The sequence below is a fragment of the Pseudarthrobacter sp. MM222 genome (assembly GCF_947090775.1).
Classification (GTDB): Bacteria; Actinomycetota; Actinomycetes; order Actinomycetales; family Micrococcaceae; genus Arthrobacter.
Genome location: NZ_OX352321.1, coordinates 1,889,873 through 1,915,869, shown reverse-complemented (window position 1 = coordinate 1,915,869; position 25,997 = coordinate 1,889,873). Strand labels below are relative to the sequence as shown.

Sequence of the window (25,997 nt, the reverse complement as noted above, 5' to 3'; positions counted from 1 at the left end):
CGGACGCTCATCAGCGCCGCATCTCCGCCGAGACGCCCGGCGGGCGCCCGGCCCGGGCCCAACGCCCCATCCTCCAGAAGGAGCACGCTTGCTGATTGTCTTGACCGGAATTGACGGCTCAGGAAAAACCACGGCCGCCCGTTCCGTGGTGGCGGCTGCCCGCAGCGCCGGCGAGGACGCGCTTCTCCTCAGCAACTACGCCGGCCGGCGCAGGATGTCGCTGCTGGGCGCCAGATTCGGGGTTCACCTCCCGCCACGGCTGGCTGATGCCGTGGAGACAGTGGTCCGCTCCGCGAATGTGCTGATGTCCCATGCCCGGGCTCACCGGCATCCGGGACTGGTCATCATGGACCGCCACCTCTACTGCCAGCTCGCGCTACGTCATGCGCGGCAACTCCCCCGCGGCCGAGTCCTGCCGTTCATCCTCGAGAAGCTCCCCGAACCTGACCTGGTGGTCCACCTCGTCATCACCCCGGAACAAGCGCACCAGCGAGTGCTGGCACGCGGCACGGACGCGGAAACCCTTGAGGAGCTCGACTCTTTCCGGGCCGCCTACCGGGCGATTCCCGAGTACGCCCAGTTCACGGAACTGGCAGCCGACGGAACACCGGACGAGGTGCTCGCCAAGCTGACGCTTGCCATCGCCGACGCCGCCGGAGTCCGGGACGCCACCGTCCGGGACGCTGGCTGCAAGGTTGCCGTCCCGGGTTAGCCTTCCGAGCCCTTGTGCGCCGAGGCTTAGCTCAGACGAGAACCGGTCGCCGCGCCAGGATGTAGTCCACCGCTGCGGGTCCGGTCATCCGAAGCCCCGGCCGGACGAAACCGCGCGAGGCACGCCGGTGATCGCGGATACCGAAATCCCGCATGGCCGTCCAGAATGCCTTCGAAGGTTCGGGCCGCTCGCACTCCAGAATGCACCAGCTGATGTATACCCCGTACAGCTCGTCGTCGGCGAGCCCCTCCTCGAGATCCGGGTCGGCGCAGACGCAGGCCGTGAGGAACCGGGCGTAGTCCGTAGTTGTCATGTCTCTGATCCTTTGCTGACGTGGCCTCAACTGACCGCCTCCAGACTTTTCCTGCCTGGTGCAGAAGCAGTTCGAAGCAGGAATGCCGGAGGATGGGTCGGGGCGCGCCAGGATTGTCCGGCCCCCGGTCAGGGTAAGGACGGAATGACGAGAACCGGCCGCTGTGGGTCCCGGGTCAGCTGGGCAGACACGGACCCTTCGAGATGCCGGTCCAACCAGGCCCGAACTCCCGGCCGCTGGCCCCCGACGACCACCACGGACGCCCCGACACTCCCGGCGAGCGACACGGCAACATCCCCGTTCAGCACCCGAAACGACCATTCCGCCCCTGGTGCTCCGAGGACCGCTTGGAGTCGTTGGAGAAGCTGCGCGGCCGGGTACGCAGCCTCCTCGTCGGCCACCGGGTCCAGGGAAACGGCGGGCTGGGCGCCGACGGGCGCCCACTCCGTCAGGTAGCTGGCGGGGTCAACGAACGCACACACGAGGTGCAGGTCCAGTCCGGCAGCGAGGCTGGCGGCCATCCGCACGGCGTGGTCCGAAAAGTCCCACCCGACGCCCAGCACGACCGGTCCGGCCGGCCACTCATCAACGGACACAGCGTCATGCCGTTCCGGAGCGTATATCCATCGGCGCGGCCGCAACGCTGTCCATAGTCGTCAGGATAGCCGCCGGAGGGTCACTTCGGACCAGCCCGCCTTCTCCCGATGGCAACGACGTATCCACTTTCCTTCCGGTGTCACATGCCGCGCGGTGTCACATTCCGCGCCTCCGCGGTGTCCTATGTTTGTAAAGTTCAAATCAGCGATGGGAGCTATGGTGTCAAAACGTTGCCGGGTGGTGATCGTCGGCGCCGGCTACGCGGGTGTCATGGCCGCGAACAGGCTTGCCGGAAACCAGCGATTGTCCGACTCCATAAGCGTTACCGTCCTCAACCCGGCTGCCGATTTCGTGGAACGGATCCGACTCCACGAGGTGGCGGCCGGAACCCGGGAATCAGCGTCGGTACTCATGCGCACGCTTCTGCATCAGCGCGCGGCCATGGTCGAAGGCACTGCTTCGCGTATCGATCCCGAGCACCGCAAAGTACACCTGGCCGGGACCCGCGCCACGCTCGATTACGATATTTTGCTGTATGCCGTGGGCAGCACGCAGGCATCCAGCAAGATTCCGGCCGGCGCGTACGGGCTCAAGGATTCCGAAGACGCGCGCCGCTTACGGGACCGGCTCATCCAGCTGGATCCGGCAGCAACAGTTAGCGTCATCGGAGCTGGCCTGACCGGGATCGAGGTTGCTGCCGAAATCGCGGAACAGTATCCGCACCTGCAGGTTCGTCTCATTTCCCGCGGCGCCATCGCGGAGAGCCTCTCCGGACCCGGACGGCATGCGGTCACTAAGCGACTTTCAGCGCTCGGCGTCGAAATGGTAGAGAATACCGACGTGAAACGGTGCGATGATTCGTCAATTCAGACTGCGGGTGGTGAGGCCTCGCCATCCGACTGCACTATCTGGACTGCAGGATTCAGCGCACCGGACCTGGCACGGGAGAGCGGACTGGTCACGGATGGCCTCGGTCGACTCATCGTCGGCGAGTCCCTCTCGTGCCCGCAGTACCCCAACATCTTCGGGGCGGGCGACGCCATACAAGCTCCTCCCTCGGTCGCGGGACACCTGCGAATGAGCTGCGCAACCGCCCTGCCCCTGGGGGCGCACGCCGCGGACAACATCATCGCCCGGCTCGAAAAGCGGGCACCGGCCCCGCTTTCGGCGGGATACATGCTCCGGTGCATCAGCCTGGGACGCAAGTCGGGGCTAATCCAGGCCGTGCATGCCGACGACCGTCCCCGAAGCCTCGTCCTTCGGGGTCGCCTCGCAGGCATGGCCAAGGCCCAGATGTGCCGAATGACCCTTTCCTGGATCAGGGGCGAACTCCGGAGGAACGGTTCGTACAACTGGCCCACCGGCCCCCGGCCCGCAGAAGCCAGGTAAGGCCGTGGGAACCGCAGGCGTTTTCGAGGAACACCGTTCCCTGCTTTTCACCATCGCCTACGAAATCACCGGAACGGCGACCGACGCCGAGGACGTTGTACAGGACAGCTTTCTCAGATGGTCCGCCGTTGATGCAGAAGCCGTCCAGAATCCGCGAGCCTACCTCGCCAAGACCGTGACCCGCCAAGCGCTCAACTCGCTCCGCGCAGCCCAACGCCGGCGTGAGGATTACGTTGGCCCGTGGCTCCCGGAGCCGGTCGTCACGGCCCCGGATGTCGCCGAAAATGCAGTATTGAGCGAATCTCTGTCCTTTGCGATGCTCGTGGTGCTGGAAACCCTGTCCCCTGATGAGCGGGCCGTGTTCGTCCTCCGCGAAGTCTTTGATTTTCCCTACGCGGAAATCGCCGATGCCACCGACAAATCACTGGCCGCCGTCCGACAGATAGCAAGCCGGGCAAAGGCACACGTGCGCGCCCGGCAACCGCGCTTTGCGGTGGACGCACGAAGGCAAAGAGCTGTCGCCGAACGGTTCCTCACGGCCCTCCTGGGCGGCAACATGCAGGAACTCATGGATGTTCTGGCTCCCGGCGCCGTTCTCCTCTCCGATGGTGGGGGGAAGGTTACTGCAGCCCGCAGGCCGGTCCTCGGCGCGGACAACATCGCGCGGTTCCTCGCCGGCATCGCCAAGACCCCCGTCCCCGACATGCGGGTGGAACCGTCCGTCCTTAACGGCATGCCGGCCCTCGTGGTCTTCAGCGGAGGCAGGGTAGACCTTGTTGCCCTCATCGAAGCGAACGACGACCACGTTACGGGAGTGTACCTGGTTCGAAATCCGGACAAACTCGCGGCGGCCACCGGACCCCGCAAGGCTGGTGAGAGGCCGGCGGTCAGCCTACGTGAACCCACGGGCGACTGGTGACGTCCGGCTCGGCTTCACGCAGTACTTCCCGGGTGACCGGAGCAATCTCGCCTTCACCCAGGAACAGGAAACGCATCAGGTTTACCACGGGGTTTCCCTCGGTCCACCGGAAGTAGATGTGCGGCATCAGCCCGGTTACGTCGCGGATGTGCAACAGGACCGAGGCAATGGTGTTCGGGACCGTGGGGCCGTGCACCTCAAGCACCCGGTAGCCGTGGCGCAGGACGCCCCGGACTTCGAGGTCGGTCTCGAAGTCAGAGGAATCATCCACAATCACTTCAAGGAACAGCGCCTGGTAGTCGACAGGCAGGTGGCTGACTTCGATGGCGGAGGTGAGCTTGCTCGCGTAGGCCTCGGCACTCAGGCGCAACGGTTCGTGGGCGATGATGGCGATGGGTCCCTCCAGGCTGGACGACATGAATTCCAGGGACTGGCGGTCCAAGTGCACGTGCGTCGCATGGAGTTCAAAGGAGCGACGGATCCGGGACAGCAGTGAGATCACGATGATGCCGAGGATGAAGAAGGAGGCGATGCGGATGCCTTCGGGCCGTTCGAAGATGTTGGCAACCGTGGTGTAGATGAACACCATCGCGATGACCCCGAACCCGATGGTTCCCCAGCGCCGATGCCGGCGGCGGGCCGAGAGCGTCACCGCCACGGCCGCGGAGGTCATCAGGACGAGGACGCCGGTGGCGTACGCACCGCCCTGGGCGTCGACGTCGGCCTCGAACAGGAACGTGACGAGGAATCCGATCGCGGTGAACACGAGCACCAGCGGCCGCACGGCCCGGGCCCACGCGGGAGCCATGCCGTAGCGGGGCAGGTACCGGGGCACCAGGTTCAGCAGGCCCGCCATCGCGGACGCTCCGGCAAACCAGAGGATGGCGATGGTGCTGACGTCGTAGACGGTGCCGAAACTGTCCCCAAGGTATTCATGGGCCAGGAATGCCAGGGCGCGGCCGTTCGCCCGGCCGCCGGACTCGAATTCCTGCGCCGGGATCAGGACCACCGTGGTGAAGCTGGTGGTGACCAGGAATGAGCTCATGATGACGGCGGCGGCGGTCAGCATCCTCCGGGCTCCCTGGATCCGGCCGGCGGGATCCTCTTCGGTGTCACCGGGCCGGCCCTGGACCTGCGGCATGACCGCGACGCCGGTTTCGAAGCCGGAGAGGCCAAGGGCTAGTTTGGGGAAGACCAACAGTGCGATGCCGACCACCATGAACGGGTTTCCGTGCGAGGTGGTCAGGGCCTGCCACCAGTCCCCGACGGCCACCGGATGGGCGAAGGCTTCGAAGACTGTTGTGGCCACCACGACCACATTTAGGCCCAAGTAGATGGCGACCAGGACCACTCCCACACGGATCGCTTCCTTGAACCCACGGAGGAACACCGCGGCCAGCAGTGCCAGGAGGAGCAGCGTCACCAGCACATTTTGTCCCTGTAGCCAGCCGGGGGCAAACGGGTTGTGGATGGCATGGGCCGAGGCGTCAGCGGCTGACAGGGTCATCGTGATCATGAAGTCTGTCGCGGCAAACCCCAGCAGAACCAGGACCAGCATTTTGCCGCCCCAGCGCGGCAGCAGGCGCTCGAGCATTGCGATTGATCCCTCACCGCGAGGGCTCTCCGCCGCCACGCGCCGGTACACCGGCAGGGCGCCGAAGAGTGTGACGGCCACGAGGACAAGGGTGGCGAGCGGCGAGATCACCCCCGCGGCCAGGGCCGCGATAGCTGGTTGGTATCCCAGGGTGGAGAAATAGTCGACACCCGTCAGGCACATTACCTGCCACCACGAATGCTTCTTCAAGTTGGGATCCCCGACAGCGCCGGGGCCCTGATGGGACCCCCGAGCGTCCTGCAGGCCGAATAAAAGCCAGCGTCTGAATCGCTCACTGCGCGTCGGTCCGGGCGCTGCGGGATCGAACGGAGGCCTGCTCAGTGTGGTCATGTGTGCCTCTCCATGCGGGCCTAAACCTCGCCCTCACCGCCGACGATAACAGCGGCGGGGCGAGGTGCTCCCGGTGCTGGCCAGATCCTGACAGATTCTTAACGCCGACTTCATCACGGCTGATAGGCGTACGCTATATAGGCTCCCGCGCACCGCTACCGGTCCTTCAGATCCGGACCTGAACGCGCGGAAGCCTTACGAACCACCGGTGAAGGAGCTGGCGTGGACACGCGGAAGCTGAAGTATTTTCTCGCCGTCGTCGACCATGACGGCTTCAACCGCGCGGCAGAACACCTGCTCATCGCCCAACCCTCCCTCTCCCAGACCATCGCCGGCCTGGAGAAGGACCTCGGCGTGCCGCTCTTCCACCGCATCGGCCGCCGGGCAGTTCTCAGCGAAGCCGGCAAGGAACTGGTCGGGCCGGCACGCTTGGTGATGCGGGACCTCGATGCTGCCCAGTCGGCAGTTCAGGCACTTCGGGGTGTCCGCAGTGGCCGGCTGGACATCATCACCATGCCCTCCCCCGGGATCGAACCGCTGACATCCATGATCGCGGCCTTCACCGAACTGCACCCCTCCGTACGGCTCAACGTTGGGGCGGCGTTCACCCCGGAGGAAGTCATCGAATCCGTGCGCACCGGCAGCTCCGAGATCGGCTTGGCCGGATCCTCCACTCCCATCCGCGTGCCGGGGGTCCACGTTCTCGACCTGGAGCGCCAGCCGCTGATCCTCATCGTCAATCCGCAGGCAGACACGTTCAGTCCCGGAGCGGCCATTCAGCGGGAGGACCTGGGCGGGCACCGGCTGATCGCCAGCCAGCGCGGATCCCTGATGCGCTGGCTGGTCGACGACGCGCTGGCACGCGGCGTCAATACCGAAATCGTGGTGGAAGTCGCGCACCGGACCTCCATCCTGCCGCTGGTTCTGGCCGGGGTAGGCCACGCGGTGATGCCCTCCTCCTGGGCGCCGACGGCGCACAAGGCCGGGCTACGAACGCTCCTGATCGAACCCGTGTCGCATCTGAACGTTGCGATCCTGAGCCGGAAGGACGGCCTGACTCCGGCCGCCACCGCGTTCCTGCAGGTGGCGGAGCAGCACACCCCGGGCCAGCCTCATCCATTGCTCCAATAAGGCCCTTTTGGACGCTCAAAAGGGCCACGACGGAGCAGTCGGTGGGATTACCCATAGGCTGAACCTATCTGCCGTATCGAATCTTGGTCTTGGACGGCAGCTGGTGCCGGGCCGTCTACTTGAAGAGGACAAGCAGTGTGACGCTGCTAACACACTCAACGAGGAGGTAGGCACATGAGCGCCACCCAGAAATTCACCATCGCATCAATCCCCGCCGACGGCGTCGGCAAGGAAGTCGTCTCGGCCGGCCGCCGCGTCCTGGACGCCCTGGCGGAGAACTCCGCCGGGAAGTTTGCCTTTGACTGGACCGAGTTCCCGTGGGGCTGCGGCTACTTCGAAAAGACCGGCCAGATGATGGACCCCAAGGGGCTGGAAACGCTGAAGGACTTCGACGCCATTTACTTCGGTGCCGTGGGCTGGGAAAACGTTCCAGACCACATCAGCCTCTGGGGACTGCGCCTGAACATCACGCAGAACTTCGACCAGTGGGCGAACATCCGCCCGGTGAAGTTCCTCCCCGGCATCCAGTCCCCGCTGCGGAAGGCCGATCACACCGAACTCGACTGGGTCGTCGTCCGCGAAAACAGCGAAGGCGAATACGCCGGCCTCGGCGGCCGCAACCTGAGCGGCCGCGGCCCTGGCAACGAAGTGGCCCTGCAGACCGCACTGTTCACCGAGAAGGGCTGCGAGCGCATCATGCGCTTCGCCTTCGACCTGGCCCGGACCCGCACGGTGAAAAAGGTCTCCTCGGTCACCAAGTCCAACGCCCAGCAGTACGGCATGGTCCTCTGGGACGAAACCTTCCAGCGCGTGGCCCTGGACTACCCGGACGTCCAGACCGAAAGCGTCCTCGTGGACGCGATGAGCGCCAAGTTCATCCTCAAGCCGGAGGACCTCTCCGTCGTCGTGGCCTCAAACCTCAACGCCGACATCCTCTCGGACCTCGGCTCGGCCCTGGCCGGGAGCCTGGGCCTGGCGGCCAGTGCAAACCTGAACCCGGAGCGCCGCTTCCCTTCAATGTTCGAACCGGTCCACGGCTCGGCCCCGGACATCGCAGGTAAGGGCATCAGCAACCCGATCGGCGCCATCGCAAGCGCCGCCCTGATGCTGGACCACTTCGGCCTGCATGAGGAAGCCCGCCGGGTCGAAGCCGCCATCGAGCAGACCACCGGAGCCGGGTACCTGACCCGCGACGTCGGGGGAGAAGCCAGCACCGAGGACGTCACCGAGGCCATCATCAAGGCGCTGACCCACACCCTGGCAGCCGTCTAGCCAGAACCGATCGACCGTCCGGGCACGCCCGGCGGTCAGCTCGAAGCCCGGGGTGGGCGGCGTCGCAGCACGCCTCCGCCGTCCACCCCGCCACGAACCATCATCAAAGCACCCCTCCAGCGTCATTCCACAACGAGGTAGGAATCATGGAACACATCACCACCGCGGGCCCGGCTACACCGGCCCCCAAGACACGTTGGTACAAGCAGCTGTACTTCTGGGTACTGACCGCCATTCTGATAGGAATCCTGGTCGGCTGGCTCGCACCGACCGTGGGCATCGCCATGGAACCCATCGGCACCACCTTCGTCAACTCGATGAAGATGCTCATCGGACCGATCGTGTTCCTGACCATCGTCGGCGGCATTGCCAGCGTCGCCGACCTCAAAAAGGTCGGCATGACCGGCCTCAAGGCCCTGACGTACTTTCAGGTCGGCACCATTTTCGCCATGATCTTCGGCCTGGTCGCCATCAACATCTTCCGCCTCGGCGACGGCGTCAACGCTGACGCCGGCTCCATCAAGACCTCCGAATCAGCGGCCAAGCTCATCGACGCCGGCGCCCACCAGGAATGGTGGCAGTTCCTCACCCACATCATCCCCAACAGCATCGTCGGGCCCTTCGTTGAAGGCGACATCCTCCAGATCATCTTCATCGCCGTGGTTTTCGGCATCGCCCTGAACGCCATGGGCAAGGTCGGGGCGCCCGTCCTTGACGGCGTGCAGCGCCTGACCGGCGTGATGTTCAAGATCCTCAGCTTCATCATGAAGGCCGCCCCGATCGGCGCCTTCGGCGCGATGGCATTCGCCGTCGGTAAATACGGCGTCTCCTCCCTCACCAGCATGGGCGGACTGATCGCCCTCTTCTACATCACCTCCATCCTCTTCGTCGTCGTGGTCCTCGGATCCGTCATGGCCTTCCTGAAGCTGAACATCTTCAAGATGATCCGCCACCTCAAAGAGGAATACATGATCATCCTGGGCACCTCCACGGCCGAGCCGGCCCTGCCGGGCCTGATGCGCAAGCTTGAGCACGCCGGCGTGAAGAAGGAAACCGTCGGCCTCGTCGTCCCCACCGGTTACAGCTTCAACCTCGACGGCGCAGCAATCTACCTCTCCCTGGCCGCCCTCTACATCGCCCAGGCCACCAACACCGACCTGACCATTGGCCAGCAGCTGGGCCTGCTCGCGGTCATGCTGCTAACTTCCAAGGGCGCCGCGGGCGTCGCCGGCGGCGGCTTCATCGCCCTGACCGCCACCCTGACAACCATCGGAACCATCCCAGCTGCCGGCATCATGCTCATCTTCGGCATCGACAAGTTCATGTCGGAGTGCCGGGCCCTGGTGAACTTCACCGGCAACGCCGTTGCCACCCTGTTCATCGCCTGGTGGGACCGCACCCTCGACTCGGACCGCGCCCGCCGCGTCTTCAACGGCGAAACCGTCGAGCCCATGCCCAGCGAGGACCCGATCCACCTCGAGGACGTCACCGACATCGACGACGACCTGGCCGGCTACGGCCACCACGCCCCCAAGACAACCGGTGCCGCGCACCGGGATCCCGCCGATCATGCCCCCTCCAGCCGCCGCCCCGCCTACTCGGAGACCGTCTGACATGCAGAACCTGTCGGCGCCGAAGTCCGTGCGCACCCTGATCGCCCCGGATAAGTTCAAGGGCAGCCTCACCGCTAGCGAGGTCGCGGAAGCCCTGGCAGCAGGGCTCCGGTCGGCAGTTGGTTCCACCGGCAGGGCCGGAGCGGTCCACTGCGAACTGCTCCCCCTCGCGGACGGGGGTGACGGCAGCGTCGATGCCGCCGTCGCCTCCGGTTTCAGCCGGCGCAGCTGCACAGTAGCCGGCCCCACCGGCCAGCCCGTCCCAGCCAGCATCGCCTTCGACGGCGTCACCGCCGTCGTCGAGGTAGCCAACAGCTGCGGCCTCGGACTCCTGCCGGACGGAAAGCTGGAGCCGCTGGACGCCTGCAGCCGCGGCTTTGGTGAAGCCGTCCTGTTCGCCCTCAGCCTGAAGCCGGCACGGATCGTCCTGGCCCTGGGTGGAAGCGCCAGCACCGACGGCGGCATGGGAATGCTCACGGCGCTGGGCTATACGTTCCGGGACGCCGCCGGCCGCCCGCTTTCCGGCAGCGGCCGGGCCCTGGCCCGGATCCACGCCATTGACCGCTCCCCGCTCAGTGGACTGGCCGGCACCGAGCTGATCGTCGCCAGCGACGTCCACACCCCGCTGCTTGGCAGCCAGGGAGCCGCCGCGGTCTTCGGACCCCAGAAGGGTGCCTCAGCGGAGGACATCGCCGCCCTGGACGACGGCCTGAAGCATCTCGTGACCACAATGACGGAGGCCGGGTTCGCCGACGCCGCGTCGCTGGCCGGGCAGCGCGGCGCCGGCAGCGCCGGAGGGATCGGCTTCGCCTGCCTTCTCCTCGGGGCGAAACAGGTCTCCGGGGCCGACTACTTCCTGGACCTCCTGGACTTCAACGCCCGCAAGGACAGCTGCGACGTCATCATCACCGGAGAGGGCAGCATCGACGAACAAACCCTCGCCGGAAAACTGCCCGCGGCCGTTGCACGCAGGTCAGGACAACGCCCCATCATCGCGGTGGCCGGCCGCTCGCTGCTCCCGAGGGAACGGTGGTCCGAAATGCCGCTGATCCGGGTGTACACCCTGGCTGAGTATACGGACGAGGACTCGTCGAAGGATCCGGAGCTCTCGGCCCGGCTGCTCCGCAGAATCGGCCAGGACATCGGCGCAAGCCTGCTGTAAGCCGGTCCTCGGCAGGACGCGCCGCGGCCCCGAAGACAGGGACGCCAAAGGCCCCGGAGTCAGGCGGAAGCCTGGTTCCGGGGCTCTGTGGCGTCCGCTAGTGGATGTGGCTGCCGCCGTTGATGTCGATGGTGGTTCCGGTGAGGTAGGCGGATTCCTCGGAGGACAGGAACGTGATGACGGCCGCGATTTCCTCGGTGCTGGCGTTGCGGCCCACGGGGATGCCGGCGTTGATGGCCGCTTCCTGCTCCTCCGTGCTGCCGACCCGGATGTTGGTATCCACCGCGCCGGGCGTGATGGCGTTAACGGTGACTCCCGTGCTGCCGACCTCCCGGGCCAGGGCCTTGGTGAAGCCGAGGATGGCCGCCTTGGCAGCGGAGTACGGGACCTTGCCGAAGACGCCGCCGCCGCGCTGGGCGGAAACCGAAGACATATTCACGATACGGCCCCAGCCGCTGGCGATCATGTCCGGCAGGAAGGCCTTCGTTACGAGGTACGTACCGGTGGAGTTGACCGCCATGACCTTGTTCCACAGATCGAGGGTGGTTTCCAGGAACGGCACCGGAGAGGTGATACCGGCGATGTTGGCCAGCGCTCCGACCGGGGGCAGGTTGCCGGAGCGGACTTCCGCCGCCACGGCGCGGTAGGCGGCGTTGACGGATTCCTCGCTGGCGACGTCGACCTCGTGGCCGAACGCGGGCACATTGAAGTCGTTGCCGATCTCCGCGGCGACCTTGGCTGACTTCTCGCCGTCGAGGTCAAGGATGACGACGGCCCAGCCCTGGCTGGCATAGCGGCGTGCGGTGGTTATGCCGATTCCCCGGTCCGAGGTGGCTCCGGTCAGGACGGCTGTGCGCTGGATGGTGGTGCTCATGATGCTCCTTGGGTTTTTTGGTGTCGTGAAGTGGATCGATTGCTCCGCAACTGCCGTTTTGAGGGCTCATAACGGCAGTTACGGAGCAATCGACGGTTAGATGAGGTCGGTGATAAAGCTAGCCGCTTTGGCGGCCGCGGCAGGCCGTTCCTCGTGCTCGAGGTCCCTGGTTTCGAGCTCGAGTGAGAAATGTCCGGTGTAGCCCTGCGCGGCGAGAGCCCGGAGGCCTGCGGCAAAGTCCGCCTGGCCGTTGCCGATGCTGAGGTTGATGTTCCCGGGCACGGCGTCGCGCAGGTGCACGTGGGAGATCCGGCCCTCGTGGCGACGGAGGTACTCGAGTGGGTCCTCGCCGGCGGCGACGATGTGGCTGAAGTCCATCACAATGCCGACGCCGGTTCCCGCCACACGTTGGGCCAGCAGTTCGGCGCGTTCGAGGTTCCAGCAGAATCGAAGAAAGTGCAGGGACTCGGTCCAGAGTTCGACGCCGAACTCCGCTGCGCGCTCCCCCGCGCGGATCAGCTCGGCCGCGATTGTGTCCAGGTCCTCCTCGAGGCTGCGGACGGGTTCGTGGCCCAGGGCCCCGCAGGGAAGAACCAGCGCCCGGGCACCCGTGTTGGCCGTGAGGGTAAGGAGCGCTTCGAGGTGCCGTCGTCGGGCCGCCTCCCCGCCGGCGTCGAGCACGGTGTTGAGGTTTCCAACGTCCCCGTTGACCGAACGGACGCGAAGCCCCGAAGCTGCGACGTCGGCCGCGACGGAGGCGACGGCCTCCGGACTCAGGTCATAGGGCACGTGATCGCAGACGCCGGGGAGAGCGCCGAGGTCGATCTCCTCGAACCCCTGTTCCGTCATCGTCCGGAGAGCTGTCGGCAGATCCTGGTGGCGGAAGCTGATGGATGAACAGCCGAGTCGGGAGTTGAACATCGTCATTGATCCTCTGGTCATGCCCGGGAGCGGTGGTGATAGGGACCACATTACGGACGTCAACTGTCAACAGTCAACCCTATAAGTTGACTGTTGACATTGTTCTATGGCGCGGGTCACACTGGGGTATCACTTGTTAACAGTCGACAGTGGCGGCGTCCTGGCGCCAGCCACTCCTCGAAAGGGATTTCTAATGAGCAAAGAAGCTCTCACCATGCGGGGCCCGGTCCACGGCACCAAGGATGCAAAGCGGGTCGCCATCGGCTCCGGCGTCGGCGCGGTGATCGAGACCTACGACTTTATCGGTTTCGGCACAGCGGCGGCCTTGTACTTCGGCACGGCCTTCTTCCCCACGGGCGATCCGGTGACCGGAACCCTCGCCGCCTTTGCAACCCTGGGCGTCGGCTTCGCGGCCCGTCCCATCGGCGGCATCATCGGCGGCCACCTCGGCGACAAGCTCGGCCGCAAACCGGTCCTCGTCGCCTCCCTGATCCTGATGGGCGTTGCAACCTTCCTTATCGGCCTGCTCCCCACGTACAGCCAGGTCGGTTTGCTGGCGCCGGCGCTGTTGGTCTTTGTCCGCATTGTCCAGGGCCTCGCCTTCGGTGCGGAATGGGGCGGCGCCATCCTGATGAGCTACGAGCACGCCCCGTGGAAATCCAAGGGCAGGTACACCGGGATTGTTCAGGCCGGCTTCCCGGTGGGCCTGCTGCTGGCCAACCTTGTATTCCTGGTCAGCGTGAACCTGGGCGGCGAACTCGCCTGGCGCGTTCCCTTCCTCGCGAGCATCGTGCTCGTCGCAGTCGGACTGATCATCCGCTCCAAAGTCCCGGAATCCCCCGTTTTCGAGGAAGTCAAGGACAGCGGCACCATCGTCAAGTCCCCGATCATCGAGGTCATCAAGACCGATTGGCGCAGCATCGTCAAGGGAATCGGCCTCCGCATCGCCGAGACTGCAGGCTACGCCGTGTCCATCACCTACATGATTTCCTACCTCCACACGCAGCAGCTGGCGGACAAGACCCAGACCCTGATGGCGCTCTGCATCGCCTCCGCCATCGGCATCTTCGCCACGATGGCCTGGGCACGCCTGACGGACAGGATCGGCCGGCGCCCGCTCTACATCTGGTCCTGCGCGTTCGCCCTGCTGTTCGCCATCCCCATGTTCCTGATGGTCAACACGGGCCTGTTCGTTTTGGTCATCGCCACCCTGGTGATCTCCTACGCCGTTTGCCAGAACTCCCTGGCCGGCGCCCAAGGCGCCTGGTTCCCGGAGTTGTTCCAGGCCAAGACCCGCGCGTCGGGGGCCTCGCTTGCCTACCAGATTTCGGCCATGGTCTCCGGCTTCACGCCCTTCATCACCACCCTGCTGTTCGTCAGCTTCGGCTGGATGGGCCCGGCACTGCTCTTCGGCCTCTACGCCGCCATCGGCCTCCTGTCTGCCGTCTCGACCCGCGAAACGTGGGGCAAGCGCGAACGCCAGCTCGCCGAAGAAACCACCAACAGCACCCCCCAGACGGTGACCGTCTAATGGCCGCCACAAAGGAAGCGCAAATGACCGCCACACAGGAATCCATGACCAGCACCACAGAACGCGTTGCCGATGTCTCAGCCGCGGCCTACCGGATACGGCACCACGCCCTGACCATGGGCGAGGTCCAGGGCCAGGGCTATGTTGGCCAGGCACTGGGTGCGGCGGACATGCTGGCCACGGTGTACGCCGACCAGCTCCGGTTCCGGGCCGCCGACCCCGAATGGGAAGAGCGGGACCGGTTCCTGCTCTCCACCGGCCACTACGCCATCGGGCACTACGCGGCACTGGCCGAGGCAGGGGTCATCCCGGTCGACGAGCTGGACACTTACGGCTCGGATGATTCCCGGTTGCCGATGTCCGGGATGTCCACCTACACCCCCGGCATGGAGATCTCCGGCGGGTCCCTGGGCCACGGGCTCTCCATCGCCGTCGGCATGGCCCTCGGCCTGAGGCACCAGGGCTCCGCCGCGAGAATCTACAACTTCCTCTCCGACGGCGAGCTGGACGAGGGCTCCACCTGGGAGGCCGCCATGGGCGGGCACCACCACCAGCTGGGCAACCTGACCGCCATGGTGGACATCAACGCCCTGCAGGCCGACGGCAAGACCGACACGGTGCTCCGCACCGAACCCGTCACTGAAAAGTGGGAAGCCTTCGGCTGGTACACCCAGCGGGTGGACGGCAACGACGTCGGCGCGCTGCTGGAAGCCTTCGACAACGCAGCCGCCCAGGCTGCCGCCGTCGGACGTCCGTCCGTCATCCTGTGCGACACCAAGGTGGGCCGCGGCGTACCGCTGCTGGAGGACCGCGAAAAAGCGCACTTCATGCGCATCGAGGAACACGAATGGCAGCTCTGCCGCGAGCAACTGACCGCCGGATACGAAGATAAGGCAAGCCGATGAGCACCACCACCGCACCCAAGCTGAAGACCTCGGCCATGATCGCTTCCTTCGCTGATCCCGGCCAGAAAACCGTGTCCGCCCCGTTCGGGCACGCCCTGGTAAAGGCCGCGCAGGAGAACGACAAAATCGTCGGCCTGACCGCGGACCTGGGCAAGTACACGGACATGCACGTCTTCGCCCAGGCCTACCCGGAACGGTTCTTCCAAATGGGCATGGCAGAGCAGCTGCTCTTCGGGGCCGCGGCAGGGATGGCGGAAACCGGGCTCGTGCCGTTCGCCTCCACGTATTCGGTGTTCGCGGCCCGCCGGGCTTACGACTTCCTTTGCCTGGACAGCGCCGAACCCAATCTCAACGTCAACATCGTCGGCGGCCTGCCCGGCCTGACCACCGGTTACGGGCCCAGCCACCAGGCCACGGAGGACATGGCGATCTTCCGTGGCATGCCGAACCTGACGATCGTGGACCCCTGTGACTCAGTGGACATCGAGCAGGCGGTCCCCCAGCTCGCGGCCAGCGACGGGCCCACCTACCTGCGCCTGCTGCGCGGCAACGTGCCCACCGTCCTCGACGAATACGACTACACCTTCGAACTGGGCAAGGCCAAAGTACTGCGCGGAGGCAACGACGTCGTCTTTATCTCCAGTGGGCTGATGACCATGCGGGCGCTCCAGGCCGCCAAGGCCCTGGCCGCCCACAACGTCGACGTCGCCGTCGTCCACGCCCCCACCGTCAAGCCGTTCGATACCGCCACTGTTTTAGCGGAGCTGAACACCGACCGGCTGGCGGTCACGCTCGAGAACCACAGCATCGTCGGAGGCTTGTTCGAAACCGTCGCCTCCGCCGTCGTGACGGCAGGCCTGGGCAAACGGGTCGTGCCGGTGGCACTCCCGGACGCGTTCCTCGACGCCGGCGCCCTGCCCACCCTGCACGAGAGGTATGGACTCTCCGTGCAACGGATCGTCGCGAGGGTTCTGGCGGAACTCGGCTGACGGCTCCGCACCACCGCCGCGCGCGGCCGGGCAACCTCCGGTCGCGCGCGTTTGGCGTATGATCACGGTTAACACGGCAATTGTAAACAGTTAACGCCTTACATTGAGGACACACACCATGGCCGGAGCAACAGCACCCCTGCTGGGACTGGAAAAGAAGAGCCTCCGCGAGCAGGCGTTGGCTGCCCTGCGCACCGCCATCACGAGCGGAGAGCTGGCGCCGGGGCGGCATTTGGTCGAAACCGAATTGTCGGAGATGCTCCAGATCAGCCGGGGAACCCTCCGTGAGGCGCTGCGGCAACTCGAGCAGGAAGGCCTGCTCTCTGCCGGACCCCGCGGTCGCCTCTCCGTGCGCCACCTCGACGCCAAGGAAATCCGGGACATTTTCTCCGTGCGCGCGGCTCTGGAATCGTTGGCTGCCCGGACGCTGTGCGAGCTTCCGGACCGGGACTACGTCATCCGTTCGCTCCGCACCGCCATCGGCGCGATGGAGGCGGCCACCCACGGCACCCTCGAGGAGCGCATCGAAACCGACATGGACTTCCATCGGACCATGTGCCTCCTCACGGGAAACGAGACGCTGCTGCACTCCTGGGAATCGCTGGAGGGCTCCATCCGGATGTCCATCATGTTCGCTGGCCTGGACAAGGGCGTCAAAAACATGAGCGTGGACAGGCACCACGAGATTGTGGCCGCCATCGAAACGGGTGATGCTACCTTGGCCCGCAACACCATACGCGACCACATGGACCAGGCCGCCGACAATCTGGTGGCCTGACGCCGGCTGAGACTTAGGCCTCCCCAAACGGCTTCGGCGCTACTATAATCTGCTTCACACCCCAGAGCGGGAGATGAGCAAGATGCGCGGATTTGCCAGGCGCCCAACGGGACGGCGCGGAGTAGGTCTATTCGGGGCCGTGTATCTGGCCATCGGCGTGGTGGTCGCCGCCACGCACGGTTACCTGGTGGCCTGGAATGTTCCCGGCAACATACTGGAAGGCCTGGCGGCGATCGTCTTGTGGCCGCTCGTGGCGCTCCTTGGAGTCGACCTGCACACCTTGATCGCCTAGACGCCGCAGATCCCCTCTGGGACGGGACTTCACCCGGAAACGATGTTTGTCCATCGCCCCGCTATTGACCGCTTCTGTCCCTACAATTTAATTGTCAGCCTCCATGGCATTCACGTCGCGGGGGCGGCCAAAGAAGGAGAACGACGATGGGATTGGGTGACAAGATCCACAATGCCGCTGAGAAACTCCACGGCAAGGGCAAACAAGCTGCCGGCGAAGCCACCGGCAACGAACGGTTGAGGGCCGAAGGCAAAAGCCGGCAGGTCAAAGCCGACCTGAAGCAGGCCGGCGAAAAAATCAAAGACGCTTTCAAGAAACACTGATTCCCCCAATGGCGGAGGCGTGATCCGTTCGGACCGCGCCTCTGCCCCTACTTGCCCCGCCGCGCGGCCACAGAAGGGGATGCCGATGCTTACCCTGCCGCGCATCACGGTGGAGGTTCCCGTGCTTGGCATAGGATCAGCCCCTTCGGACTACGACGAGCTGGGCACGCTCGTCGACGCGTTGCGTCGACGCCAGGGCCTGCACCTGACCCTGTTGCACGTCGGGGTCCTGGAGGACTTCTCCCGGGACGTCGAGGATTGGACCAGCGGCATCACCAGCAGCGCGGTTGCCACGCGTAGGGTGGTCGCGTGGTTGGAGGCCCTGCCGGTCTTGGCAGCCTTCACGGGACGGGCCGACAAGCTGATCGTCCTGGGCGGCGGCAACGTATCCGGACTGGAGGTGGAGGTCCCCGAGCACGTGCATGAATTCCAGGTCCTGCTGGTGCGCGCCCTCCATGAACTGCTCGACGACTTGCTGGTGGACAACGTTGACGACTTCATTCTCAGCTCACGTGCGCTGGGCTTCAGATACCCCCGTTGGACACCGCATGTTGCTGTCGGCCGCCCCAAGACCCGAACACGGGAGCCCCTGCGCATTGAACCGTTGACCATCGACTTCGGGAGCTCACGGATTCGGAACCACCAGTTCCTGCCGGCGTCCGGCGCCCGCTGACCGCGGCGATCAGGGGCCTGCCGAGCCAATTGGGCGAGCAATCTTGGACAACTCTTGGATTCAGCAGGGATCACTTCTTTCCCTCGGATTCCTAGGGTTGGACCATGAAAGCCAACACAGTCCTCATCCTCGCAGCAGCCAGCATTCTCCTCACGGGCTCGGCAGCCGTCGCAGTGAATACCCAGACTCTGAACAGCACACCTGTAGGGAGTTCCGTCCCCGCGAATATCGCCATTCTTACTCAAAGTGAGACGACTGCCGGGTCGGCCTCCCCTGCCTCAACGCCCAGCCCATCCGCCAGCGAAGACGCGGTCCCTGGCTCCTCATCGCAACCCGCCACCGGAGCCGGCACGGGACCAAGCAGCGGGCGCCCGGCACCGGCCGTCCCTTCCCTCGCCGACGACCGGACCGCGGCATCACTCGCCTCAGCGGCACCAGAACCGTCCCGTTCGATCGAAGCCAATGATGACCATGGCGGCCACGGCGAACCGGAGCCGGGCGACGACAAACACTCCGGCAACGACGACGACCGCGGCCGCAGCGGCGGCCACGGCGAACCGGAGCCGGGCGACGACAAACACTCCGGCAACGACGATTAGGACGATCGAACCGGGCGCCCAGATCTCGCCCACGCCTTCCGAACGCACTGACGCTGCGAGAAGCAGCTGGCGCCGTGCTGCTGGGACGCCTGAGTTTTGCGCCGCAAAATGAAGGCCACGGCAACGTCGCCCTGTAGTAAACCGGCCGCATGGTGACCACTAGCCGTGCCGAGCGGGTAAGCGCGGCCTTCGTAAAAATCACAGACACGCTGGTCCTTTTCAAGGACGGGCTCTCGCCCTAATATTGCATTGTTGCCCCGGACCCCGGCAGCGCCCCCTTGTCGGCGCTTTTTACGGGGGTGTCCTGATGCAACGGAACAACTCAAGCATTTCTTCGGCAACATCGGCGCAGGCCATGACCACTGGTCCCATCCGGGCAGTGGAAGAGGCTGCCGCCATGAACATGTAAGCCGACTTCGAACACGAGCACTCCGCGCCCGAGTTGCAGGTGGCGGCCAGAGCCGTCACCTTCGGAACGCCGATCAAGGACGTGGCCAACGCGGCACATATGACATCGCTCGAAGTCCTCGATGCGGCGGACTCGCACACCTACCGCCGCCACCGGTCCGGATGACGCCAGAAGGGAAGCCTCAGGATGGCCACTGATTACGACGAAGTGCGATTCGAAGTTGCTGAATCGCGCCAGGACTCACTTCGTGCCGTTGAGTCCGCCAATGCCCCGGACGCCGGCAGCGTTATCCGTGACCTGGACGAGGCGGACACCACGGACGGGGTGGAGCTGCCCGGCGCCGACCTTTCCGGCGAGGAGCTGAGAATTGAGATCATCCCGCAAAGGGAGGACGAGTTCACCTGCTTTTCCTGTTTCCTCGTCCGGCACAGGTCACAGATCGCACGTGAGAGTGACGGCCACGCCTTCTGCCGCGACTGTGAGGGTTGACCGGGCCCCGAACTACGATCCACTTGGGGCTTCTCCTGCCTGGGCGGGGGCCCTACGATCGGGGAATGAGGCCCCAACCGAAGGTGCTGATCGAGCGCGCCGTGGAGCTCTACGGCAGGGATGAAGTCGTCCAATGGGCTGCCGCGCTGTTATCCGGTCAGCAGGGCGGCGACGATTTGGAAATCGGCTTGCTGGGCGGCTCCCCCGGATGGACTGCCTACTGGTCCCGGGTCTGGGGAGCCCGGGCGCTCCTCTATGTATGGGACGAATCCGCATCCGCGGCAGTGATATACGGTCTCCGGGACGAGCACTGGCGGGTGCGGGAGATGTGCGCAAAAGTGTGCCGCCGTCGGGAACTCGCAGAGGGTTCGGCCGCCCTGGCGGTCCTGGCCGGTGACCCGGTGGCGCGCGTCCGGGTCTCGGCATACAACGCGATCGCCGACATCTGCGAGGCGGACTCCGCGGAGCCCCTGCTGGCCGTGTCCTTTGAAAGCCCCCGGGAGGCTGACGAGGCAGCGGCCGCCCTGCGGCGCATGGAGCAGCGCTTGGACCGCCGGCTTGGCTGAGATCGGACCAGGCCCTTGGATTTGCTAATGATCGAGCCGGTGGTGCCGCCAGGTGGGAAACTGGTTCCGGGCCGCCTCTACCGACAGCAGGGAAAGGTCCATCGTGGCGGCTGCCGGCCCCAGGCCGAGGACGTGCAGTGCAGCGCCCAAAGGATCAATGAGCATGCGGTGCCCGATGGACACTGGCGGTGTTTGGGAGACGGCGGCCACATAGGCACCGTTCTCAATGGCCCGGGCCTTGGCGAGCGTGGCCCATTGCTCCGTCGTGGAAGTACCGGCCACCCAGGAAGCGCAGACCAGAAGTGCCTGGGCGCCGGCGTCCGTTAGGGCCCGGGTCAGTTCGGGGAAACGCAGGTTGTAGCAGGTCATCAGCCCGAACGTGATGCCGCCGCAGGAAAACGTGACGGGTGCCGGTTCGGACGCGGGTTTGATGTGGTCAGATTCGCGGAATCCCTGGCAGTCGAAGAGGTGAATTTTCCGGTAGCTGGCCAGTCTCGCCCCGTCGGGGCCTATCGCAACGACGGTGTTGTAGGCCCGGTCCGGGTCTTCGGAGGCTTCCAGGAGGCCGGCGACGACGGCGACGCCGTTGCGCGCCGCCGTTGCGTAGAGCAACGTTGGAGCTACTGGGTAGGCTGGGAATCATGAAAGCCAGCCATTCCGAGGCAGGGCCGAGAACCGCGATGGCGAACCCCCCGCAGGACATTCTGGACCGGTTCAGCTCAGGCGCCGCCGACGCCGGGCGAATTCATGAGCTCGTTGACCGGCGGATGCTGCAGGAATGCGCCGTAACGCATTTCTCCGCCCTCAACGCCACCGCCGACCGACTGGCTGAGCTGGACTCGCTCCCGCCGTCACGTCGACGTCCTCCACCGGACCATGTTCATGGCCCTGGCCAGCGCGGAGGAGCCGGACCTCGAACCGGAACTCCCAGCGGATGGAGATCGCGGTGAACGGCAGCGTTGACGCTGTCCTGCACGACGGGACCAGAATTCCAGTCGCGATCAGCGGCAACGGCCCGGCACTTCTCATCCCCACACGGGCGGAACCCCGGCCCGAGGCGGAAGCGGTCACGATGCGCGCCTGGGGCGCGGACCCGGACCTCGGGCCGAACCTCGTGTCGGGCCTCTCGCCGTCGTACCGGGTGATCGCGGCCGACTACGAAGGGCACCGGATGGCGCATCCGGCGCCCGAGACCCTCACCCCGGAGAACGTCGCCACTGATTTTCTGGCCATCGCTGACGCCGCGGCGGCCGGCCGGTTCGGGTACTACGGGTACTCCTGGCTGGCGCTCTGCGGTTTACAGCTGGCGATCCGCACCAATCGACTCTGGGCGCTGGTCATGGGCGGATACCCGCCGCTCGAAGGCCCGTACAAAAGTATGCTGGCTGTCACGAGGGCCGCGCATTCGGCGGCTGCCGGGCCCGCGGCGCAGACGCCGGCAGCAGATGTCTCCGTCGAACCGGGCGACTGGGATGCCGCCACAATACAGACGAGCGAAGCACAAACCCGCCAGTTCGTCACACTCTACGAAGCGCTCCAGGACTTCGATGATTCAGCGGCTGCCGTGGCACCCGGACTGCCCCGGTTTGCGTTTGCCGGCTCCGCCGACCAAATCGACTACGGGCCGCGATGGGGAGGTGTGCAAGTACGGATTGGCGCTCCGCTGGCCGACCATGAGCGCGAGCTCACGGCGGCCGGATGGGACGTGCAAGTACTCCCTGGACTCGACCATCTGGGCGCCATGCAAAGCTCCGTCGTCGTTTCCCTCCTCAAGACCTGGCTCGACAGGGTGAAGGCCAGATGACGGTCCGGAGCGCAGGGATACTGCTGTACCGGCGGGGCGCCTCCTCCGGCTTGGAGGTCTGGATCGCCCATATGGGCGGCCCGTTCTGGGCCCATAAGGATGCTCATGCCTGGTCCATTCCGAAGGGCGAGTACCTCGAGGACGAGGACCCGCTGGTGGCGGCGCTACGCGAGTTCGCCGAGGAAATCGGCACTGCGGCCCCGGCCGTCGACTACCTCATGCTGGGCGCCTTCCGGCAACCCTCGGGAAAGATCATCACGGTGTTCGCCGCCGAAGCGGACTTTGCCCCGGAAGAGATCGTGAGCAACACCTTTGCCCTGGAATGGCCGAAGGGATCCGGCACTATCACCAGCTTCCCTGAAATCGACGACGCCGTATGGACCACGGAGCCGCTGGCCCGCACAAAGCTGGTCAAAGGCCAGCTTCCGGTCCTCGACGCGCTCATCCGGCACCTCCAGGAAGGCCGCGGCTCTATAGTGCCCGGAATCTGACGGGAGTATCGTGGATCGGGGATGGAGAGCCTCGCCCGATCGGGAGCGGGAAGTTGTCCTTAGTGCCTCGATCGGCAACCGCCGAGGAGCGCACCATGACGTCGCCTACCGTCCCCATACCCCAGCCTCCCCCAAAGCCCGTGGTGGGCAACCTGCCCGATATCGACTCCAACAAGGGAATCCTGGGCATAGTCGAGGTGGCCGAGCGGTACGGACCCATCGTCCGCATCCAGTTCTTCAACCGCAGCGTCGTCGCCATCTCCTCCCAGCAGCTCGTCAACGAAGTGTGCGACGAATCCCGTTTCGGCAAGGTACTGGGCAGGGCCCTGCGGGAGGTGCGGGACTTCACCGGCGACGGCCTGTTCACCGCAGAAACCCAGGAACCCAACTGGCAAAAGGCGCACCGGATCCTGATGCCGGCCTTCGGGCCTGCCGCACTGAAGCGAATGTTTAGCGGGATGGATGACATCGCCGAGCAGCTGCTCCTCAAGTGGGAGAGGCTCGGCCCTGCCGTCCGGATCGACGTCCCGGACACTACCACCCGGCTGACGCTGGACACCATCGCCCTGTGCTCCTTCAGCTACCGTTTCAACAGCCTCTACCGGGAGGAGATGCATCCGTTCGTGGGGGCCATGGTCCGCGTCCTGGTCGAGTCCGGGCAACGCGGGCGCAGGCTCCCGGTCCAGAACAAGATCATGCTGCGCAGACGGCACCAGCTTGAGGAAGACAACGCCCTGATGTTTGAGGTCGCCGACCAGATGATCAGCGACCGTCGGCGCAACCCCAGTCCGCCCGGCAGCGAAGACATCCTGGATACCATGCTCAACGCGGCAGACCCGCTGACGGGTGAGCGATTGCCCGAGGACAACGTCCGCTATCAGATGGTGACCTTCCTGGTCGCCGGGCACGAGACCACCAGCGGCCTGCTGTCCTTCGCCCTCTACGAACTGCTGCTCCATCCGGGCGTCCTGGCCAAGGCCCAAGCCCAGGTGGACGAGGTCCTGGGCACCGAAAGCGCCCGGTTCGAGCACCTGCACCGGTTGGGGTACCTGGACCAGATTCTCAAGGAAACGCTTCGGCTGTGGCCCACCGCCCCGGGGTTCAACGCCGCTCCCTTCGAGGACACGACGCTTGACGGTCGCTATCAGGTCTCCGCGGGCCAGCCCATCCTGGTCCTGATTCCGCTGCTGCACCGCGACAAGGCGGCGTGGGGTGAAGACGCTGAGCTCTTCGAGCCGGACCGGTTCTCCCCCGAGCGGGCCGCGGATATCCCCGCAAACGCCTGGAAGCCATTCGGAAACGGACAGCGTTCCTGCATTGGCCGTGGATTTGCCCTGCAGGAGGCGATGCTGTTCCTGGCCAAGCTTCTGCAGCGCTTCGAGATCACGGCGGCGGACCCCGGCTACGAACTGAAGATCAAGCACACGCTGACCATGAAGCCCGAAGGGCTGTTTATTCACGTACGACGCCGGGACGTCGGGATCGGAGCGCCGCAGGAGGCCGCCGCCGTCGAACATGCCCGGCAGGTCGAAACGCCCCCCATCGCAGCCGCCAACGGTGTCCCGCTCCGCGTACTTTACGGCTCCAATGCGGGAACCTCCAAGGACTTCGCCCAGCGCATCGCCAACGACGCCCGCCGGCGCGGCTACAGCCCCACGATCGGTCCGCTCGACGACGCGGCAGGCGGGCTGCCGACGGAAGGGCTCGTCGCCGTCGTTGCCTCCTCCTACGAGGGGCAGCCGCCGGACAACGCCCGGAAGTTCATGGCCTGGACGGAGGGCCTGCGGCCCGGCACCCTCGCCGGGGTGCGGTTCACGGTGTTCGGCAACGGCAACAGGGACTGGGCGCGGACCTACCAGGAGGTGCCTAAGGCCATCGACGCCCGGCTGGAGGCCGCCGGCGCGGTGCGGATCTACGCTCGGGGCGAGGCCAACGCCCGCGGCGACTTCTTCGGCGACTTCGACGCATGGTACGCCGGCTTCTGGCCCGCCGTGGACGCCGCTCTCGGGCAAGCCACGAGTTCGCCGGCCGCGCAGCCCGGGCTGGAAGTCCAGTTTGTGGGCAACGTCCGGGACCCGCTGCTGCGCCAGAACGGACTGGCGCTCGGCACCGTGGTTGCGAACCGGGAACTGGTCAATACCGCCAAACCCGGAGCCCGGTCCAAGCGGCATGTGGAGATCTCCCTGCCCGAAGGCATGAGGTACCGAACTGGCGATTATCTGGCCGTACTGCCGCTGAATCCCAGCGAACTGGTGCAGCGGGCCCTGACCCGGTTCAACCTCGACTACGACTCGCACGTCCTGCTGAGCATGGATCAGGGCGAGACTTTCCTGCCTACCGGGATGCCCGTGGCCGTGGGCGAGCTGCTCAGCAGCTACCTCGAACTTGCCGTCCCGGCCACGCGGATCCAGCTCGAGTACCTGGCCGATGTCGCCGAGGACCCTGCCCAGCGCCGGGAGCTCGAGTCGCTCGCGGAGGACCGCGAGCGCCACGCGGCCGAGATCCTCGATAAGCGCGTCTCCCTCCTGGAGCTGCTGGAAACCTACCCGTCCTGCCAACTGTCCTTCGGCTCGTTCCTGCAACTGCTGACCCAGCTGGCGCCGCGGCGGTACTCCATCTCCTCCTCCCCGCTCTGGAGCCCCGACCATGCGACGCTGACCTTCTCCGTCATCAGGGCCCCGGCATGGTCGGGCCGCGGCGTCTTCGAAGGTGCCGCCTCCACATACCTCGCCCAGGCCAGGCCCGGGTCAAGGGTCGCGGTCACCGTGCGTCCCTCGAACGCGGCTTTCCACCCGCCCGAGTCCCTGGACGTTCCGCTCATCATGGTCTGTGCAGGGACTGGGCTGGCGCCCTTCCGCGGATTCATCCAGGACCGCGCGTTGCGGGCCGAGGCCGAGGGCATCCAACCGGCGCCTGCCCTGTTGTTCTTCGGCTGCCGGGCCCCCGACACCGACTTCCTCTACCAAACGGAGCTTGCGTCGTGGGCAGACCAGGCCAACCTAGATCTCAGGCCGGTCTTTTCCACCGCACCCGAGGACGGCCGGAAGCATGTCCAGGACAGGCTCTGGGCCGACCGGGCCGACGTCGTCGAGCTGGTCAAACAGGGCGCAACCGTCTACGTCTGCGGCGACGGCAAACACATGGCGCCGCAGGTGCGGGACACGTGCGAGCGCATCTATCGGGAGGCGACCGGCGCATCTGTTGCGGAGGCCGACGCGTGGATCGATGATGTGGAACGCACCCACGGCAGGTATGTGGCCGATATCTTCACGTGAACACGCAAGAAAACGGGCGGGAGCA

At 65.7% G+C, this 25,997-nt stretch carries 26 protein-coding genes; 19 read left to right on the top strand and 7 right to left on the bottom strand.

Annotated features, from left to right (window positions below; all coding sequences use genetic code 11):
- Positions 1–88: 88 nt before the first annotated feature.
- On the top strand, positions 89–712 hold the full coding sequence (locus tag OM977_RS08665) for an AAA family ATPase (protein ID WP_264357077.1): 624 nt from the start codon (positions 89–91) through the stop codon (positions 710–712).
- A gap of 31 nt (positions 713–743) precedes the next feature.
- Here the strand turns inward: OM977_RS08665 and OM977_RS08660 are convergent, their stop codons facing one another.
- Together OM977_RS08660 and OM977_RS08655 are read right to left on the bottom strand one after the other, a co-directional pair.
- Positions 744–1,025 (bottom strand): hypothetical protein, encoded by a 282-nt coding sequence (locus tag OM977_RS08660; RefSeq protein ID WP_264357076.1) that lies wholly within the window; start codon positions 1,023–1,025, stop codon positions 744–746.
- A gap of 128 nt (positions 1,026–1,153) precedes the next feature.
- Positions 1,154–1,621 (bottom strand): universal stress protein, encoded by a 468-nt coding sequence (locus OM977_RS08655; protein WP_264357075.1) that lies wholly within the window; start codon positions 1,619–1,621, stop codon positions 1,154–1,156.
- 217 nt (positions 1,622–1,838) lie between these two features.
- Between OM977_RS08655 and OM977_RS08650 the strand changes: the two genes are divergently transcribed.
- Complete coding sequence (locus OM977_RS08650; RefSeq protein ID WP_264357074.1) at positions 1,839–3,011, top strand: NAD(P)/FAD-dependent oxidoreductase; 1,173 nt, start codon at positions 1,839–1,841, stop codon at positions 3,009–3,011.
- A gap of 4 nt (positions 3,012–3,015) precedes the next feature.
- On the top strand, positions 3,016–3,930 hold the full coding sequence (locus OM977_RS08645; RefSeq protein ID WP_264357073.1) for an RNA polymerase sigma-70 factor: 915 nt from the start codon (positions 3,016–3,018) through the stop codon (positions 3,928–3,930).
- Here the strand turns inward: OM977_RS08645 and OM977_RS08640 are convergent.
- Positions 3,899–5,875 (bottom strand): APC family permease, encoded by a 1,977-nt coding sequence (locus OM977_RS08640; RefSeq protein WP_264357072.1) that lies wholly within the window; start codon positions 5,873–5,875, stop codon positions 3,899–3,901. The genes OM977_RS08645 and OM977_RS08640 overlap by 32 nt on opposite strands.
- A 222-nt stretch (positions 5,876–6,097) precedes the next feature.
- On the opposite strand from OM977_RS08640, the gene OM977_RS08635 reads away from it, so the two are divergent.
- The 4 genes from OM977_RS08635 to OM977_RS08620 all read left to right on the top strand — a co-directional run bounded on the left by OM977_RS08635 (position 6,098) and on the right by OM977_RS08620 (position 11,053).
- Entirely contained in the window at positions 6,098–7,006 is a 909-nt protein-coding gene (locus OM977_RS08635) for a LysR family transcriptional regulator (protein ID WP_264357071.1), read from the top strand.
- Positions 7,007–7,180: 174 nt separating this feature from the next.
- A complete protein-coding gene (locus tag OM977_RS08630) occupies positions 7,181–8,278 on the top strand; it encodes a tartrate dehydrogenase (RefSeq protein WP_264357070.1) in 1,098 nt (365 codons plus the stop codon).
- 146 nt (positions 8,279–8,424) lie between these two features.
- The gene (dctA, locus tag OM977_RS08625) at positions 8,425–9,891 is read left to right on the top strand and encodes a C4-dicarboxylate transporter DctA (RefSeq protein ID WP_264357069.1); all 1,467 of its coding nucleotides are present in this window, start codon (positions 8,425–8,427) and stop codon (positions 9,889–9,891) included.
- Between the two features lies 1 nt (position 9,892).
- Positions 9,893–11,053, top strand: a complete 1,161-nt coding sequence (locus OM977_RS08620) for a glycerate kinase (RefSeq protein WP_264357068.1) — start codon at positions 9,893–9,895, stop codon at positions 11,051–11,053.
- A 97-nt stretch (positions 11,054–11,150) separates the two neighbouring features.
- Here OM977_RS08620 and OM977_RS08615 read toward each other — a convergent pair whose 3' ends face one another.
- Positions 11,151–11,927 (bottom strand): SDR family NAD(P)-dependent oxidoreductase, encoded by a 777-nt coding sequence (locus OM977_RS08615; RefSeq protein WP_264357067.1) that lies wholly within the window; start codon positions 11,925–11,927, stop codon positions 11,151–11,153.
- Positions 11,928–12,023: 96 nt separating this feature from the next.
- Positions 12,024–12,848, bottom strand: a complete 825-nt coding sequence (locus OM977_RS08610) for a sugar phosphate isomerase/epimerase family protein (RefSeq protein ID WP_264357357.1) — start codon at positions 12,846–12,848, stop codon at positions 12,024–12,026.
- A gap of 193 nt (positions 12,849–13,041) precedes the next feature.
- Between OM977_RS08610 and OM977_RS08605 the strand changes: the two genes are divergently transcribed.
- The 7 genes from OM977_RS08605 to OM977_RS08575 all read left to right on the top strand — a co-directional run bounded on the left by OM977_RS08605 (position 13,042) and on the right by OM977_RS08575 (position 18,339).
- Positions 13,042–14,379 carry an MFS transporter gene (locus tag OM977_RS08605; RefSeq protein ID WP_264357066.1) on the top strand — a complete coding sequence of 446 codons (1,338 nt, stop codon included), beginning with the start codon at positions 13,042–13,044 and terminating at the stop codon, positions 14,377–14,379.
- 23 nt (positions 14,380–14,402) lie between these two features.
- The gene (locus OM977_RS08600; RefSeq protein WP_264357065.1) at positions 14,403–15,284 is read left to right on the top strand and encodes a transketolase; all 882 of its coding nucleotides are present in this window, start codon (positions 14,403–14,405) and stop codon (positions 15,282–15,284) included.
- On the top strand, positions 15,281–16,273 hold the full coding sequence (locus OM977_RS08595) for a transketolase family protein (protein ID WP_264357064.1): 993 nt from the start codon (positions 15,281–15,283) through the stop codon (positions 16,271–16,273). Before OM977_RS08600 ends, OM977_RS08595 begins: the two co-directional genes overlap by 4 nt.
- Positions 16,274–16,391: 118 nt before the next feature.
- Positions 16,392–17,051 (top strand): GntR family transcriptional regulator, encoded by a 660-nt coding sequence (locus tag OM977_RS08590; RefSeq protein WP_264357063.1) that lies wholly within the window; start codon positions 16,392–16,394, stop codon positions 17,049–17,051.
- A gap of 139 nt (positions 17,052–17,190) precedes the next feature.
- Complete coding sequence (locus tag OM977_RS08585) at positions 17,191–17,343, top strand: hypothetical protein (protein WP_264357062.1); 153 nt, start codon at positions 17,191–17,193, stop codon at positions 17,341–17,343.
- A 146-nt stretch (positions 17,344–17,489) separates the two neighbouring features.
- Entirely contained in the window at positions 17,490–17,666 is a 177-nt protein-coding gene (locus tag OM977_RS08580; RefSeq protein WP_264357061.1) for a CsbD family protein, read from the top strand.
- A gap of 85 nt (positions 17,667–17,751) precedes the next feature.
- Positions 17,752–18,339 (top strand): hypothetical protein, encoded by a 588-nt coding sequence (locus OM977_RS08575; RefSeq protein WP_264357060.1) that lies wholly within the window; start codon positions 17,752–17,754, stop codon positions 18,337–18,339.
- Between the two features lie 425 nt (positions 18,340–18,764).
- On the opposite strand, the gene OM977_RS08570 is transcribed toward OM977_RS08575, so the two are convergent.
- Positions 18,765–18,986, bottom strand: coding sequence for a hypothetical protein (locus OM977_RS08570; RefSeq protein ID WP_264357059.1), 222 nt, complete (start codon positions 18,984–18,986; stop codon positions 18,765–18,767).
- Between the two features lie 547 nt (positions 18,987–19,533).
- Between OM977_RS08570 and OM977_RS08565 the strand changes: the two genes are divergently transcribed.
- Together OM977_RS08565 and OM977_RS08560 are read left to right on the top strand one after the other, a co-directional pair.
- Positions 19,534–19,836, top strand: a complete 303-nt coding sequence (locus OM977_RS08565) for a DUF4193 domain-containing protein (RefSeq protein WP_264357058.1) — start codon at positions 19,534–19,536, stop codon at positions 19,834–19,836.
- 65 nt (positions 19,837–19,901) lie between these two features.
- Complete coding sequence (locus OM977_RS08560; protein ID WP_264357057.1) at positions 19,902–20,402, top strand: HEAT repeat domain-containing protein; 501 nt, start codon at positions 19,902–19,904, stop codon at positions 20,400–20,402.
- 24 nt (positions 20,403–20,426) lie between these two features.
- On the opposite strand, the gene OM977_RS08555 is transcribed toward OM977_RS08560, so the two are convergent.
- Positions 20,427–21,014 carry a nitrilase-related carbon-nitrogen hydrolase gene (locus tag OM977_RS08555; protein WP_264357056.1) on the bottom strand — a complete coding sequence of 196 codons (588 nt, stop codon included), beginning with the start codon at positions 21,012–21,014 and terminating at the stop codon, positions 20,427–20,429.
- Positions 21,015–21,348: 334 nt separating this feature from the next.
- On the opposite strand from OM977_RS08555, the gene OM977_RS08550 reads away from it, so the two are divergent.
- The 3 genes from OM977_RS08550 (at position 21,349) to OM977_RS08540 (ending at position 25,972) form a co-directional block, all read left to right on the top strand.
- Positions 21,349–22,206, top strand: coding sequence for an alpha/beta hydrolase (locus OM977_RS08550; protein WP_264357055.1), 858 nt, complete (start codon positions 21,349–21,351; stop codon positions 22,204–22,206).
- On the top strand, positions 22,203–22,697 hold the full coding sequence (locus OM977_RS08545; RefSeq protein WP_264357054.1) for an NUDIX domain-containing protein: 495 nt from the start codon (positions 22,203–22,205) through the stop codon (positions 22,695–22,697). The genes OM977_RS08550 and OM977_RS08545 overlap by 4 nt, the downstream gene beginning before the upstream one ends.
- Before the next feature lie 95 nt (positions 22,698–22,792).
- A complete protein-coding gene (locus tag OM977_RS08540; RefSeq protein WP_264357053.1) occupies positions 22,793–25,972 on the top strand; it encodes a bifunctional cytochrome P450/NADPH--P450 reductase in 3,180 nt (1,059 codons plus the stop codon).
- The last annotated feature ends 25 nt before the right edge of the window (positions 25,973–25,997 follow it).